The sequence below is a fragment of the Fimbriimonas sp. LA-C6 genome (genome assembly GCF_055398105.1).
Map to the genome: position 1 here is coordinate 3,755,283 of NZ_AP038796.1, position 14,599 is coordinate 3,769,881.

Annotated in this window: 11 protein-coding genes; 4 read left to right on the plus strand and 7 right to left on the minus strand. The window is 54.9% G+C overall.

The window, feature by feature from the left end; translation table 11 throughout:
- Positions 1-46: 46 nt before the first annotated feature.
- Positions 47-472 (plus strand): response regulator, encoded by a 426-nt coding sequence (locus tag ACZ51B_RS17265; protein ID WP_464294583.1) that lies wholly within the window; start codon positions 47-49, stop codon positions 470-472.
- Positions 473-478: 6 nt separating this feature from the next.
- Here the strand turns inward: ACZ51B_RS17265 and ACZ51B_RS17270 are convergent, their stop codons facing one another.
- The 6 genes from ACZ51B_RS17270 to ACZ51B_RS17295 form a co-directional block, all read right to left on the minus strand.
- On the minus strand, positions 479-1,372 hold the full coding sequence (locus tag ACZ51B_RS17270; protein WP_464294584.1) for a hypothetical protein: 894 nt from the start codon (positions 1,370-1,372) through the stop codon (positions 479-481).
- Positions 1,373-1,374: 2 nt separating this feature from the next.
- Positions 1,375-2,595 carry an HTTM domain-containing protein gene (locus ACZ51B_RS17275; RefSeq protein WP_464294585.1) on the minus strand — a complete coding sequence of 407 codons (1,221 nt, stop codon included), beginning with the start codon at positions 2,593-2,595 and terminating at the stop codon, positions 1,375-1,377.
- On the minus strand, positions 2,595-3,098 hold the full coding sequence (locus ACZ51B_RS17280) for a hypothetical protein (protein WP_464294586.1): 504 nt from the start codon (positions 3,096-3,098) through the stop codon (positions 2,595-2,597). Before ACZ51B_RS17280 ends, ACZ51B_RS17275 begins: the two co-directional genes overlap by 1 nt.
- 136 nt (positions 3,099-3,234) lie before the next feature.
- Positions 3,235-5,070 (minus strand): tetratricopeptide repeat protein, encoded by a 1,836-nt coding sequence (locus ACZ51B_RS17285; RefSeq protein WP_464294587.1) that lies wholly within the window; start codon positions 5,068-5,070, stop codon positions 3,235-3,237.
- Positions 5,071-5,121: 51 nt separating this feature from the next.
- Entirely contained in the window at positions 5,122-6,159 is a 1,038-nt protein-coding gene (gene tdh / locus ACZ51B_RS17290) for an L-threonine 3-dehydrogenase (RefSeq protein WP_464294588.1), read from the minus strand.
- 64 nt (positions 6,160-6,223) lie between these two features.
- Positions 6,224-7,120 carry a DNA-processing protein DprA gene (locus ACZ51B_RS17295; RefSeq protein ID WP_464294589.1) on the minus strand — a complete coding sequence of 299 codons (897 nt, stop codon included), beginning with the start codon at positions 7,118-7,120 and terminating at the stop codon, positions 6,224-6,226.
- Positions 7,121-7,200: 80 nt separating this feature from the next.
- Here ACZ51B_RS17295 and ACZ51B_RS17300 point away from each other — a divergent pair, with 80 nt between their 5' ends.
- Both ACZ51B_RS17300 and ACZ51B_RS17305 read left to right on the plus strand, forming a co-directional pair.
- Entirely contained in the window at positions 7,201-10,311 is a 3,111-nt protein-coding gene (locus ACZ51B_RS17300; protein ID WP_464294590.1) for an alpha-mannosidase, read from the plus strand.
- 58 nt (positions 10,312-10,369) lie between these two features.
- Positions 10,370-13,123: a CHASE domain-containing protein gene (locus ACZ51B_RS17305; protein ID WP_464294591.1), complete on the plus strand. Its 2,754-nt coding sequence runs from the start codon at positions 10,370-10,372 to the stop codon at positions 13,121-13,123.
- On the opposite strand, the gene ACZ51B_RS17310 is transcribed toward ACZ51B_RS17305, so the two are convergent.
- A complete protein-coding gene (locus ACZ51B_RS17310) occupies positions 13,107-14,120 on the minus strand; it encodes a zinc-dependent alcohol dehydrogenase family protein (RefSeq protein ID WP_464294592.1) in 1,014 nt (337 codons plus the stop codon). The two genes, ACZ51B_RS17305 and ACZ51B_RS17310, sit on opposite strands and share 17 nt — an antisense overlap.
- A gap of 95 nt (positions 14,121-14,215) precedes the next feature.
- Between ACZ51B_RS17310 and ACZ51B_RS17315 the strand changes: the two genes are divergently transcribed.
- On the plus strand, positions 14,216-14,584 hold the full coding sequence (locus ACZ51B_RS17315) for a winged helix-turn-helix transcriptional regulator (RefSeq protein ID WP_464294593.1): 369 nt from the start codon (positions 14,216-14,218) through the stop codon (positions 14,582-14,584).
- The last annotated feature ends 15 nt before the right edge of the window (positions 14,585-14,599 follow it).

Here is a 14,599-nt window from a genome sequence, read left to right on the forward strand (position 1 = left end):
GTCCGTGTGGAATGCTTGTTTATTGCAGAGATAAGAGAGTTACGAAATGTTGAAAGAGCCAAAGAACATTTTGCTGGTCGAGGACAATGCCGACGACGAACAGCTGACGCTTCGGGCTATGCGGCAGAGCGAGATTCCCAATATCATTCGGGTTGCTCGTGATGGTGCTGAGGCTTTGGAGAGCTTGTTTGGTGCGCTTGCGGAAGATTGGACTCCCGATCTTATCTTATTAGACTTGAAGCTTCCCAAGGTGAGTGGGCTTGAGGTGTTGGAACGTCTCCGGACCGATCCTAAGACGAAGACCTTGCCGATAGTTGTTCTGACTTCTTCTGATGAGGAGAAGGATATTGTTGAAAGCTACAACTTGGGTGCGAATAGTTATATTCGGAAGCCGGTTGATTTCGATGAGTTTATGGACGCTGTGAAGCAGTTGGGGCTTTACTGGCTTTCGATGAACCGTACTGGCAGTTAGCTTTTCTTAAGGTGCTACTTCTGCGAAGTAGGCATGCAGGGCTTCGGACGCGGTTTGTGATGTCGGCGGGAGTAGTTCGAAGACCTGCGTGGTATTCCAGAGCGCGGTGTCGAATCCGCCTTCACGTACTTCGAATAGGGAAGTTGAGGCGCCGTACTTGTCTCCATTTTTTACCAAGTCTCCTAGCAGAGCGCTTTGGCATATGGCCAGGACAAACGTGGCGGCTAGGTCGCGGTCTTCCGGCAGGAGGCTGTGCAGCTCTAGCTCTGGGAGATTGAACTTCTGCATTCCCAGTGTGTAGCAGTGGATGCCGTCTGGCTTCTGTCGCATGTTTACAGACACGTGCTCTCGTGCGTCTATTTTGGGATCTGCTCGCTCGGGTTGGAAGACTTGATCGGGGAGGAGATACCTTTTGGAGACCGGATCTGCGATGACTCCGTCGGAGAGTTCGGCCAGCTTTTGGGAGATGGAGAGGATGAAATCGGTGGCTGGGTAGACCGCTGCGTCGTGTGACTCAATGGTGAGTTGTAGCAAGGTCCAGGTTGCTTTGACGCGTAGCAGCAGTTCATCCGGAAGGGTTTTGGCTAGTTCGCTGCTGAGGAAGGGATCTGGGTCGAAGCCTGCTTCTTCCTTGCTGAGGACGAGCATTCTGAGGACTGTTTTACGGTCTTTGGTGGCTAGGGCGTATGCTCCTCGGATGATGGGTTGAGCGAGGGCCTCTTTGGTGGCTGTTTTGCTGAGTGGTGCTCCGAATCCTTCGACGGCTCCGTTGGTTGCTTTGGGTTCGATGATTTCGAGCAAGGTGGGTAGGACCGACTTGGACGAGAGGATGGAGAGGTAGAAGCTCTTGTTCAGTCCGAAGCCCGGAGTTTTGGGTTTGCTGAACTGCCAGGGCCGCATGGTTACTTGGCACCTTGGGTTGAGGGTTCGAGGCCGTTGTTTAAGATCTTGTTCCAGACGCCAGGAATCCAAGCGATGGGCCAGAGTCCGATGCTGCGTGTTGCTGCGGCTTTTGCTGGGTTTAGATTAGCGCCCGATTCGGTTTTAGCGACTAGTTGGAGCGTTTTGCCTTGGGTGTAGGTGACGAATCCGAAGGGGTCTACTGCGGTGAGGAACGCCTGTGAGGTTGGTTTCAGCTGCTTGCCTTCGGGGAGTTGGATTTCTACTTTCCACTTGTGGAAACGGTTGCCGACACGTTTGGCCCAGGCATCGATTTCGGCTCCCTCGTAGAAGCAGATGTAGGTGCTGGTGATGAGGAAGGAGAAGAGCGGGATGTTCGAGGAGTACTCGATGTAGGCGTGCATGGCGATCCCCGCGAGCAGAATCGGCTTACGCAGGGGTTTGTGGAAGACGAGCGTGGCGAGACAGAACTCGACGAGGAGCGTGCCGTAGTTGAAGAAATAGACGAAGGGGTAGTCGTTTATGAAATGAGGGACTGGGAAACGCTCGAACTCGTGGACACGCGCTGGGTAGGACGAGGCGGTGCCGTGGACCCAACGTGGGCCGAACCATTTGAGCCAGACCGTGGTGAGGTAGAGCAGTGCGACGTTGTAGGTGACTAAGCGCTGTGTCCAGAGTGAGACGCTGGCGGGTGTGAGATCGATCTTTCCTTTTCGGATGGCGCGCAGGCGGTCTATGGAGCAGGCTTGGCCGCAGGGAGAGAGGGCGATGTACCAGGCCATAGAGCGGATGAGTGTGTCTCCACCGTTGAGGATGATGGGGTTACGGTGGTGGAGGGATACCATTCCGAGCGCGACGATGATGCCGGCTGCTCGGGTCCACAGGCCAATGGTTAGGCAGAAAGTTGCTGCGATGACGACTGCGAAAAACGCGAGCGTGAATCGGTAGTCGGTTGAGATCGACATCAGGTTCAACGGTGGGACGTTGATGCCGGTGCCGAAACCGAGTGGGACGCCAGTTCCGATCCATTTTTGCGCTAAGGATACGGGAACGTAGCCTCTTTCTGTGAACCAGACTTCCCACTCGCGGAGAAGCATGAGGGAGTCGCAGAAGAGAAGGAAACCGAAGAGCATGCGGAAGATTCCGAGTGCTGTTGGGGAGCCTTTGCCGAACCAGTAGTTATCGAGTGATTTGAGCAGCGGGGTTGGGCTTTCTTCCTTCACTAAAAGAGCTCCTTGTCGCGCTTGAGGCGCTCTTGGTCTACTGGGCTCTCGTAGTATTTTTCGGACTTATATTCGGTGGGCGCGGGAGTTCCTGGGGCACCTATGTCTTGCCAGTAGCAGTACAGCTCAACTTTGACGGGTGGATTCTTGGTGTCTTTGTAGTTGAGGAAGGCGATGCGTTGGACGAAGTCGGGGCGGATGAAGTCGTTGACGTCCAGGTGTGCGCGTTCAAAGAACTTTCGGTATCGCTCGCTGAGATAGCGGATCCCGTAGGGCATGGTGTACATACGTGGGTAGTCGTACATCGTGGTGGATCCGTCTTTGTAGATCACCTTGGCGCGGCAGTAGTAGTCGCGATCGACTGGGTCGGGAGCGAACATGTCCCAATACTGCCAAGTGCCTGTGCCGATGAGGTAGGCGTGCACGGGTTCCAGAGATTTGAGATTCTGTTGGTTCCACATGAGGAAGTGGATGGTGCCATGTGGCTCCACTTTGCCTTCCATCACTTCTTGAGGTGGCGATGGGATACACCAGACCGTGATGCAAAAAAGGTGAAACCCTACAAAGAGTTTCACCCATAGCGGAGCATTCGGTCGAGTTTTGTTTCCTTCCGAATGCCCGTTCTTCACTTTGTCCCTTCTACCGCTCGAGTTGCTCAAGGACGGGTTCCAACTCTGGGTTGGGGCCGACGGCTTCTCGGATCTGCTTAGCGAGTGCCTTTGCTTCGTCGACGTTGCCTACGTTCTTGGCTGCGATGGCGTAATTGATGACGTGGTTCAGTGAGTTTTGGTTCTGCATGGCAACCATTCTCAGGAACTCGTACACTTCTTGGTGCTTCTCTTGTCCGGCTAGTGCGTGGGTCAACTCGTTGTAGTTGTCCTCGAAGGCTGGGAAGAGGGAGAGTGTGCGCTTGGCGGCTTCCTCGGCTTCTTCGTACTGCTCGGTGCGGTTGGCGCAGACGGCGATGAAGTACCAGAGCTTCCAGTAGTCGGCAAGCCAGTTTTTGAGTGGCTTGATTTCTCGGAGGGCTGTTGCGAAGTCGCCAGCTTCCATCTTCTGCTGAGCGTTGTTGACGCTCTCTACGCGCTTTGGCTGCTCTAGCTCGATGAGGCGGGCCATTGCTTGCGCACGGATGTTTGGATCCTGGGTGTTTGCGAGGACTGTCTTGAGGACTGTTGGGACCTCGAAGCTTCGGTCGGCGCTGTCCAGGGTCTGGGCGTACTCCATCAGCGCGGGGACGTCGGTCGGGGCTGTGTCCAGCACATCCTCGTAGAAGTCCATGGCTCGGTCGAGATCGCCTTTTTGCGCGAGATAGGGAGCGTAGAATCGCTTGATGAATACTGCGTCTTCGACTTCCTGGAGGGCTGTCTCGAAGGCCTTTTCGCCTTGGTCGTTGTTGCCGTTCTGGATGAGGGCTGTGGCGTACCTTGTGTGGAGGACTGCGTTCTTGCTGTCTGCTTCGAGGAGCGACTTCCAGAGCGGTGGAACTTCGTGTGCTCGGCCTGTCTGGACAAGGACGTTTGCCAGGAGCTCGGCGCTTGGTTTCTCGCCTTGTTCCATCTCCATTGCTTTGCGGAAGTTTCGCTCGGCATTGACTGGCATTCCGAGTTGCATCTGGGCCATTCCGAGTCGGGCATAGGTGCTTGGCTCGGTTGGCTCTAGCTGGATGACTCTCTCGAACTGTTCTGCTGCGAAGCTTGCGTTTCCTACGCTTGCGTAGAGTTCGCCGAGGGCGTAGCTTGCTTGGAATTCGTTAGGGAACCTTTCGATTAGCTTCTTGAGAGTTGCTTCGATGAGTTCGAGCGTGCCGATACGGTGCGTGGTGCAGAGTCGGCATAGCTGGATGAGGGAGAGGTAAGGACCTTCGAATTCCTCATCTAGGTCGATTGCTTTCTCTAGGCAGTCGATGGCGCCCTGTGGGCTGAACTCGTTGGCGACTCGGCCTTCTGCCTGTTGGATGTAGGAGACTCCGTCGTAGCCTTCCAGGAAGTTGAGGAAGCACTCGGGGTTGTCTGTGCCGATGTCGAGCTTGTCGCCTGCGAGGGACTCTGGCAGGGTGACGTGGCCCATCTCTGCAAGGAGTTTTACTTGTTGGTGAAGGGCTGTGAGGAGCTCTTCATTTTTGAAGGAAAACTTCTCGCTTCGGATCGGTTCTTCGGATTCCTTACCGTAGTAGCGTACATCAAGGTCGAAACCTTCTGGGTTTTGGACCAGGTATCCGTGTTGGATGAGTGCGACCTCCGCCTGATCGAACAGCTCTTTGAGCTGTTCGTAGGGGAGGGACTCGTCTGGGATATTGATGAATGCCATCCGTTGCTCCCCGGACTCGTCTTGAAGTCCTGTGAGAAGCGAAATCGTGTTGATATCGGCTTCTGCTTGGAGACGCAACTGTTCGGAAGCAAAGGCCGCGAACTGGCGACCCAATGCGGGAGGAGTCCCTTCGGCGCAATTGAAGGGAAGGACGGCGATTCTCATGCTTGGCAGTGTACCGGGACGAAGCCCCGGTGTGATAAATGATCGACGATCTTATTTTTCAAAGGTGAAGACGACCTTTCCTGCTTTGCCTGCTTTCATCAGTTCCATGGCCTTTTCGAACTCGGTGTAGTGCATTCGATGCGTGATTACGGGGTCGAGAACGAGTTTGCCACTGTTGAAGAGATCGGCCATTTGGTCCCAGGTCTGCCATAGCTTTCGACCTACGATGCCTTGGACGTCGATGCCCTTAAAGATGATCGAATTGATGTCGAGAGACTGTTTGGCTTCGCCGTAGACCCCTAGAAGACTCATTCGACCTCCAGGGCGGGTGGCGTTCACTGCAAGCTCAAGGGAGCTTGGGTGGCCCGACATTTCGAGCGTTGCGTCGACTCCGCCTGGTGCCAGAACGGCGATTCTGGATGCCAGATCTCCGTCTTTCGGCGAGAGTACGTGGTCGGCCCCGACTTGTCTGGCTAGGTCTGAGCGGTACTCGCTGATCTCGGTGGTGATCACCTGCGCGGCACCTAGTGCTTTGCAGACACTGACAGCGAAGAGGCCGATGGGGCCCATGCCTGTGATGAGGATCGTCTGGTCTTTGACGGGGCCAGCCATGACGGTATGGACGGCATTTCCGAGGGCATCTTGGAAGGATGCGATTTCAGGCGGGACGCTTCGGTCGGTGATTCGCGCGTTTTCGGCGGGGATCACAGCGTACTCAGCAAAGCCGCCATCGACGTCCACACCGAGGATGCTGGTGTTGACGCACACGTGGCCTTGGCCGTGTAGGCACTGCTTACACTTTCCGCACACGATGTGGGATTCGCTGGCAACGAACTGGCCGACTTGGCGGTCTGTTACGCCTTCGCCGAGCTCGACGATGGTGCCACAGAATTCGTGGCCGATGATTCGAGTGGGACGTACTCGACTGGCGGACCAGCCGTCCCAGGAATATATATGGAGGTCGGTACCACACACCGACGCTGCTTCTAAACGGATTTTGACTTGACCTGGGCCGACTGTAGGTTCTGGAACCTCAATAATTTCGACTCCGGGTTCGGGACGCACCTTGGCGATCGCTCTCACGGGCATAAAGCGTACCGTTTAATTCTAAACGATGAATGAAATCGGTCGATTTAGGTGGAGATTACGGTTTCTAGACAGCGTGGCCAAAGAGGGTGGGTTGGGAGTTATTTGAGGTGAGGATGGATTCGAGGAGGCTGGTGAAATTACTTGATTTGTTGAGGCTGACTGGAGTGGCGCCTAGTGAGGTGAGAACTCGATGGGCTGGATTGGCTGGATCTTCGCGGACGGCTAGGTTGGTGAGTCTGCGGCGGAGGGCATCGGTGGCACCATGCCAGGTGCCTCCCTCTTTGAGGCGAGCTTCGGCGACGAAACAGACGGATGAGGCGGCGTAGATGAGGGCGTTTCGCTCCATGGCATTGGCGGTGGAGAAGGGCTCTGCGGGATCGCAAGCGCTGAGGTAGAGGCAGTTTTCTTGGGGGATGGCGCCGCGCAGGCCGTGGGGAAGGATGGCTATGACTTGACCGCCTTTGTTGAGAGCGCCTTCTTGGCCGGCACGATCGCAGCCCAGAGCGTTGCCAGAGACGACTGCGTAGTGGTGGGTGGCGGCTTCGGCACCGATGTGGTGGGCAAAGTGGAGCGCTTCGGGGGTGGGTTGGCGGGAGCCCACTACGCCGAGGAGGGGGGCAGCGACTGGGGCGCCAGACTTCCATAGAGCGGGCGGTGCGTGGGGCAGCCAGCGGGTTGGGTAGGTTGCGTCGGCTGCGGTGAGGATGTGGGCATCTTGGTAGGTGGCTTCAGCCCAGGATAGGAGGTGGGACTCTTCGAGGGTTAGCGCGGCGGCCCAAAAGCCTGCTTTTCGGAGGCGAGTGGAGGCCTCACCTAGGGAGCAAGGTTCTCTGCGGAGGAAGCGCGCGATTTCTTGCCAACCGGTTTTGGGGAGATTGGTGGACCGGGGCGCTCCTCGCAAATAGAGGGCGCTTAGAACTATGGGAATGGTGTTTTCGGTAAAGTATTCCTTAAGTACCATATCAATAGAGTACCTGGTGTGGGGTGAGGCATGCAACGTGGGCGTTTTTCGGAGTAAACTCCGCCTCTCTCTGAGGTCCCATGCTCAAGCACTTCGACCTAACCCGTAACCGAATTTCGACCTTTTTGCGTACAGAACTGAAGCCCCGGCTTTACGGTCAGCGCTCTCCTTTGCGAATTGAGATCAACCAAAACCCTTGTGTTGATCAAAACGAGGCAATGAAGGGGCCCTGGCAGGAAGTAGGTCATGGCTTCGAATATGGCCCCGCTTATACGACCTTCTGGTTCCGATTGACTGGAACCGTCCCTGATTTTCTAGCCAACAAGCCGCTTGTGATGGTTGCTGAGCTTGGTGGCGAACGCACCGTTTGGAAAGACAACTCGCCATGGTGTGGAATTGATGTTGAGCACAGCGACTTTGGCTGGATGGAAGGCTCTGCTATTTCGACCGGCTTCTCTAACCTTCCGGAGGGGCATGAGCTTGAAGTTTACGTCCAGTGCTATACAAGAAATGCTCAGGTCACTGTGCATGTCAAAGAGCAGCCACGTACCGCTCTCGTTGAGAAGGTAGACCGATCTGAGCTGGTTGAGATCGATCCTGACATTAAGGATTTGATTTACGACGTTGAGTTTGCGCTGCATTTGATGAACACGATGCAGGAAGGTGACCCAGCGATGGCGACGATTCTGCGCGGATTGAACGACGTAGTGAATACGTTCTCTGCGGGAAATCCGGAGTCGATCGCTCGATGCCGCAAGATTGTTCGAGATACCTTTGGCAGTCTGAACGGGGAGCTCAAGCACACCATTTATCCGGTTGGGCATGCTCACCTGGATACCGCTTGGCTTTGGCCGATTCACATCACGAAGAAGAAGATGGCTCACACCACTTCGACTCAGCTTGGATTGCTGGAGCGGTATCCGGAGTACGTGTTTGCTCACTCCCAGGCCAGCCAGTATGAGTGGCTTGAGAAGGAGTATCCGGCGCTGTTTGAGCGCGTTAAGGAAGCGGTTAAGCGCGGTCAGTGGGAGCCTGTCGGCTCTATGTGGGTGGAGGCTGACTGCAACCTTACGGGCTCTGAATCTTTGATTCGGCAGTTCCTTTATGGGCGACGCTATTTCCGCGAGAAGCTGGGTTATGAGACGCACGACATGTGGCTTCCCGACGTGTTTGGGTATGCCGCTGCGTTGCCTCAGATTCTGGCGAAGTTCAACATCAAGTATTTCTTGACGCAGAAGATCTCTTGGAACCAGTTCAACAAGTTCCCACACCATACGTTCTGGTGGGAGGGGATTGATGGAACTCGGATTTGGAGCCACTTCCCGCCAGCAGATACTTACACGGCCGATTGTGAGCCGAAGCAGGTGATCTACGGAGTGAAGAACTTCAAGGATCAGGCGCGGTCGGACATGTCGATGTACGTGTTCGGATTTGGTGATGGCGGCGGCGGTCCTACCGAGAAGCACCTTGAGTTCCTGCGTCGTGGGCGCATGGCTCCGAACTATCCGGAGATTGCGACTGGCAAGCGTGCGATTGACTTCTTCCGAGAGGCCAAGGCTAAGTCGAAGGATTTGATGACTTGGAGTGGCGAGCTTTATCTTGAGCTGCACCGAGGCACGCTGACGAGTCAGGCTGCGAACAAGAAGGGCAACCGCGTGAGCGAGTTCCTTCTGCGTGATGCTGAGTTGCTGTCGTGTTTCTCGCCGAACTTCCCAGCGGACTATCCGGCTGAGGAGTTGGAGGCTACTTGGAAGCTGGTTCTGCTGAACCAGTTCCACGATATCATTCCTGGGTCCTCGGTTCGCGAGGTGTATGAGGATTCGGATAAGGACTACGCAGTGATTGCGGAGGCCGGAAATCAGATCGTGGATGAGAAGCTTCGAAAGATTGCGAGTGCGTTTGACACGGAGAACTTGCAGAGACCGGTAGCGCTGTTCCACAACGCGAGCATGGTGACTCAGGCAGAGTTGCCTTGGACGGACGAGTCGGTGCCGAATTCTCTGGTTACTTCGGACGAGAGTTTGCCGGTTCAGCTGATTACCGAGTTCGGCGAGAGGAAGCTGATTTTCCCTACGCCTACTGCTGCGCTTGGTACGGTTGGTATTGCGGATCTTTCTGATGCGGCACCTGTTTCACGGGGTCGGCTGAAGGCTAGCAATCGACGCATTGAGAACGGTGAATTGGCTGTCAAGTTTGATCAGCACGGCAATATCACTTCGATCTTGAGCCTTGAGGACGGGACGGAGTTCCTTGAAGTTGGCAAGCTGGGCAATGTGTTCCAGTTGTTTGATGACAAGCCGAACTTCTGGAGCGCCTGGGATGTGGACGTATTCTCGCTTGAGACCAGTACGGAGCTGATCAAGAGTGAAAGCGTTGAGGTGGTTGAGAAGGGACCTGTTCGCGTTGCGATTGAGATCGTGAAGCGGTTTGGCAACTCCACCATTAAGCAGCGTATTTCTCTTGGTCCGACACCTGGTATCCGGTTTGATACCGAAGTGGACTGGCACGAGGAAGACAAGATGTTGAAGGTGGCGTTCCCTGTGAACGTCAACTCAAATCGGGCGACTTACGAAATCCAGTTTGGAAACGTGGAGCGGCCGACGCACCGGAACACGAGTTGGGACATGGCTAAGTTTGAGGTTTGTGCTCAGAAGTGGGTGGATCTCAGCGAAGGCGATCAGGGCGTTGCGTTGCTGAACGACTGTAAGTATGGGCATGACATTTACGGAAACGTGATGCGATTGACCTTGCTTCGCAGTCCGAAAGCACCCGACCCGATGTGTGATATGGGAGTACATCGGTTCTCATATGCTCTGGTACCCCATTTCATGCCGTACAATTACGCGGGGATTGTTCAAGCAGCATATGCTTTTAATGCTCCAGTTCGCCACGCGCTTCTTCCGCAGGGAAGTGGACTCAGCGGTGCGCTGCCAGCATTGGTTGCATGTGAGAACCGGAATATCGTCGTCGAAACGGTGAAGAAGGCCGAACTGTCGGATGATATCGTTGTGAGGCTCTATGAGTGCCACAACAGCCGTGGACAATCTGAATTGGCATGTGCAAAGACGCCACGGACTGCAATGTTATGCGACTTGGAAGAGAACGAAATTGGCGAGCTGGAGATCCAGGATGGTCTTGTCAGCTTCGATTTCAAGCCTTTCGAGATCTTGACGATCAAGCTCAAGTTCTAGGGCTTGAGTTCGCTATTCCTCTCCATGCGCAGATGCGTGGGGAGGAGGGCGGGTTGTATTGAGTTTTGCTTCCGTGGGAAAGATTGTGTGGGCACGATCGAGGGCGACTCGGTACGTGTTGGCCATTGTTTCTTGCGTGGCCGTTGTTGCGGCCGTTCTGGTCATCCGTACGCTACTGATCGAGCGTGATGATCTTCAATTCAAGGCTGCGGTTGCCGATGCGGATCGGGTGATTGATAACGCCAGTGAGGACCACGTATCGGTTTTGAAGGCAGCCGCTGCTTTCGCTGATGCTAATCCTGGATTTGATCAGCGCCAATTTCATGATCTCTATGAAAGACTTGGCGGGCCCGACGTGATCCCCGGATTTAGTTCGTTAGGGTATGCGGTTCGAGTTGATGTGGCTCATCCTGAGAAGCTGTATGCTCGGGCTGCAAAGAGTGGGTTGAGCGGCTATAGGATCCGGGGAAACGTTACTAACGGCGATGCGACCGTTATCTTGTACTTGGAGCCCTCCACTGAGCGAAGGCGGAGCTTCCTGGGATACCAGGTTGACCGGGAACCGATGCGCCGTACGGCCGTTCGTGAAGCGATTCGAACTGGGATGGCGACGGCAACGGGCCGTGTTCGCCTATTGCAGGATTCCGATCATGACGTTCCGGCTCTTGTGATCTATCTACCGCTTTACGAGGGTGGCGGCATCCCCCTTACCCTACAGGAGCGGGAGACTAAGAACACGGGGGTGGTGTATGTACCTCTTCGTCCCAACAAAGTATTCGACCCCCAGTTTGGGGTTGAGCTTGGGCGGCAGCTAGATATCCGCATTTACGATGTCACGGATGCTTCTAAGAAAGTGCTGCTGTACGAAAATCTGTCTGCTAAACGGCCGCACCACTCTAGTCGGTTTCATGCAACCAACCAGGAGTTTTTAGGTCGTCAGTGGCTTGTCGAATACCGATCCAGCGCATCGTTTGATGCCAGTTCGAGTGAGGGTTTGCTGCATTGGCTTGTGACCTTCGCCGGCCTTGCTTTGGCTTTGCTTGTTGTTCTCGGTGGGCTGAATTCTCATCGTCAGCGGTTGATTGAGAAGTTTACGGAGGAGACGGAGATTCGAAACATTCAGCAGAAGCTGCTGCTAGAAGCAAGTGCTGTGTTGGCTGTTTGTACGGACCGTGAGACGATGATGGCCGAGATCGTTGCGCTGATGACGGCTACGTTTTCTGACTATGCTTCGATCGAGATGAGGCTGTTTGGGGTCGAAGGGATTGGGTTCAAGGAAGCTTGGTCAGTGCAGTGCTCTGAGGACAAAAAGGTTGCGCTTGAGTTTCCGAGTGTTGAGGCGGATGAGGCTTGTGTGGTGCGGTGGAACGATCTGAATGGGCTAATTGTTCCTCTCGGATTGCATTCCGTTGAGTATGGAACGCTGCGGATGGTACGGGTGGACGCTGGGGCATCGTTCCAGGCAAGTGAATTGGAGTTGGCTAGGGAACTGGGGTATCGAATCTCGCTCGCGATTGAGAACATCGGATTGATGGAGTCGATCAAGAATGAGACCAAGGTGCTTCAGTCTCTTCAGAGCATCGGGATGGCTTTGAGTGCAGAGCTTGATCCTAAGAAGCTTGTTCAGCTGTTGACTGACTATGCAACAGATTTGGTGGGGGCTCGATTTGGGGCTTTCTTTGCCGTAGAGTCGGATGAGCTGAGTTTGTATGCCTTCTGTGGGGGCGATCGGGAGTCTTTGCAGGGGGTGCCTAATATGAAGGTTGCGGGCATCTTTGAGACTTCTGTGGTTCAACAGAGAACGGTGTCCTTAACGGATGCACGTGATGAGCAGGAGTTTGTTCTTGCGTTTCCAGCTGAGCATCTGGAGATTGTCAGTTATTTAGGGGTGCCTGTTGTGTCGCGGAGTGGGAACACGGCTGGGCTGCTCTTGTTTGGCCATAGTTTGCCTGGGGTGTTTGGCGACCGCGAGCGTTCGATTGCGGAGAGCATTGCTTCTCAGGCTGCAGTGGCGTTGGACAATGCGCGGTTGTTTACCCAGAACCGCGAAGAAATTGATGAGAGGCGTTTGGCTGAGGAACGGATGCTGCAGCTTAACGAGGATCTTGAGCGAAGGGTGACGGAGCGGACCAACGACCTCACAGCGGCCAACCAGGAGCTTGAGGCGTTTTGTTATTCGGTGTCGCACGATTTGAGGGCACCGCTTCGTAGTGTGGACGGGTTTAGTAAGGCTCTTGAAGAAGACTATGGAGACAAGCTCGACGCGGAAGGTTTGAGCTTCATTGCTCGTGTGCGGGCTGCTGCCAAGCGCATGGACGAGTTGATTACCGTGCTGCTGAATCTGTCGAGATTGACGCGCGCTGAGGTTAAGCCTGTTGAGGTGGACGTGAGTGAGACCGCGCGGCAGGTGGTTGCTGACATGCCAGGGATTGGGGCGAAAGTGGAAATCCAACCCGGTATGAAAATGATGGCCGACGCTAAGATGGTGCGGATTCTGTTGGACAACTTGATTGGCAATGCGGTGAAGTTCTCCGCATACGCGGATCAACCGAAGATTGAGGTCGGGCAGTTGGCGGACGGTACGTACTTCGTTCGCGACAACGGTGTTGGATTTGACCCTCGGTTTGCCGACAAACTGTTCCTTGCCTTCGAGCGACTGCACTCACCGAGGGAGTTTGCTGGCAATGGTATTGGCCTCGCGACTGTGGAGCGGATCGCGAGGCGGCATAACGGGAAGGTTTGGGCGGAGTCCACGTTGGGGCAGGGAGCGACCTTCTTCTTCCGATTAGGGGATGTTAAGGGCGAGAAATAACGACTTTGCCGAAATGGGAGGCACTCTTGAGGTGCTCGAATGCGGCTCTGGCGTCTTCGAAGTTGAACACTTTGTCGATGACTGGCTTGATCTGGTTGGCTTCGATGGCTTTGTTCATGTGCTCGAACATTTCTCTTGACCCGACATAGATGCCTTGGACTTTGATCGATTTGCCGATGAACAGGGCGGTTTGGATATCGCCTGCGACTCCGGACAGGACGCCAATGTAGCTGACCGTGCCTCCCACTCGGACCGCTTTCAGGGAGCGGTTTAGGGTTCCGGAACCTCCTACCTCGATGATGTTGTCCGCGCCTTCGCCGTTGGTGTATTCCCAGACGGCTTTCTCCCAGTCGGGGTTTGTGTTGTAGTTGATGAGATGGTCTGCGCCGAGGGCTTTTGCTTGGGCCAGTTTTTGATCGCTGCTGGATGTGATGATGACTTTGGCTCCGGCGGCCTTAGCGAATTGTAGGGCGAAGATGGAGACGCCGCCTGTTCCTTGGAGCACGACTGTTTGGCCGGGGAGTAGTTTGCTGGATTCGAAGAGGGCATTCCAGGCGGTGACGGCTGCGCAGGGGAGAGTGGCTGCCTCTTCAAAGCTGAGATGGTTTGGGATATGAACGAGTCCGTCTTGGTGCAGCAGTGCGTATTCTGAGAGCACGCCATCGATGCTGCCACCGAGTGCGGAGTTGTGGTGGGCGGCGTTGATGGGGCCTGCTACCCAACTTTGCATGAAGATGCCTGCCACGCGGTCACCTGCTTTAAATCGGGTGACGCCTTCGCCTACTGCTGAGACGACTCCGACTCCGTCTGAGAGCGGGACGATGGGGTTGGATCGTTTGCCGCCGTAAGTGTTTTCGGCGACCATGATGTCTCGGTAGTTAAGTGACCAGGCCTTCATGTCGATGAGGACCTGGCCGTAAGCTGGTACCGGTTTCTCGGTTTCTGAAAGCTGAATGGAGTCGAATCCTGGGGTGGGTTGGATGTGGTAGGTCTTCATAGTGTGTTCCAATCGGATGTAACCTTATTTTCTGCCTACTGCTATGATAGAATCAAGTATACGCAAAATTATTATCTAGTATGGTTTTGTAACTAATGAAGAAGATTACGAGGAGCTATCGGTGTGATGAGGGGTGTCCTGTTGAGGCGACGCTGGATGTGATTGGTGGGCGTTGGAAGGGGGTTCTGCTTTATCACCTCATGCTTGGACCCATTCGTTACGGCAAGATTCGGAAGCAGCTGCCGGACATTTCGGATCGGGTGTTGACGACGCAGTTGCGACAGCTGGAGGCAGATGGGTTGCTTACTCGGACGATTTTTGCTGAGGTTCCGCCGCGGGTGGAGTATGCGTTGACGGAGAAAGGGGCGACGTTGCGGCCCATCGTGGACGCGCTTTATGCTTGGGGGACGGAGTATGGACGTGATATTCTTGCAGCACGAGACTCGCAGGATGAGGCGAGTTAGAACTTAGCAATGGCG

Excerpts from the sequence above, each read along its gene's own strand:
- ACZ51B_RS17265 (WP_464294583.1), top strand. The coding sequence starts at position 47 with ATGTTGAAAGAGCCAAAGAACATTTTGCTGGTCGAGGACAATGCCGAC.
- ACZ51B_RS17270 (WP_464294584.1), bottom strand. The coding sequence starts at position 1,372 with ATGCGGCCCTGGCAGTTCAGCAAACCCAAAACTCCGGGCTTCGGACTG.
- ACZ51B_RS17280 (WP_464294586.1), bottom strand. The coding sequence starts at position 3,098 with ATGGAAGGCAAAGTGGAGCCACATGGCACCATCCACTTCCTCATGTGG.
- ACZ51B_RS17285 (WP_464294587.1), bottom strand. The coding sequence starts at position 5,070 with ATGAGAATCGCCGTCCTTCCCTTCAATTGCGCCGAAGGGACTCCTCCC.
- tdh (WP_464294588.1), bottom strand. The coding sequence starts at position 6,159 with ATGCCCGTGAGAGCGATCGCCAAGGTGCGTCCCGAACCCGGAGTCGAA.
- ACZ51B_RS17295 (WP_464294589.1), bottom strand. The coding sequence starts at position 7,120 with ATGGTACTTAAGGAATACTTTACCGAAAACACCATTCCCATAGTTCTA.
- ACZ51B_RS17300 (WP_464294590.1), top strand. The coding sequence starts at position 7,201 with ATGCTCAAGCACTTCGACCTAACCCGTAACCGAATTTCGACCTTTTTG.
- ACZ51B_RS17310 (WP_464294592.1), bottom strand. The coding sequence starts at position 14,120 with ATGAAGACCTACCACATCCAACCCACCCCAGGATTCGACTCCATTCAG.
- ACZ51B_RS17315 (WP_464294593.1), top strand. The coding sequence starts at position 14,216 with ATGAAGAAGATTACGAGGAGCTATCGGTGTGATGAGGGGTGTCCTGTT.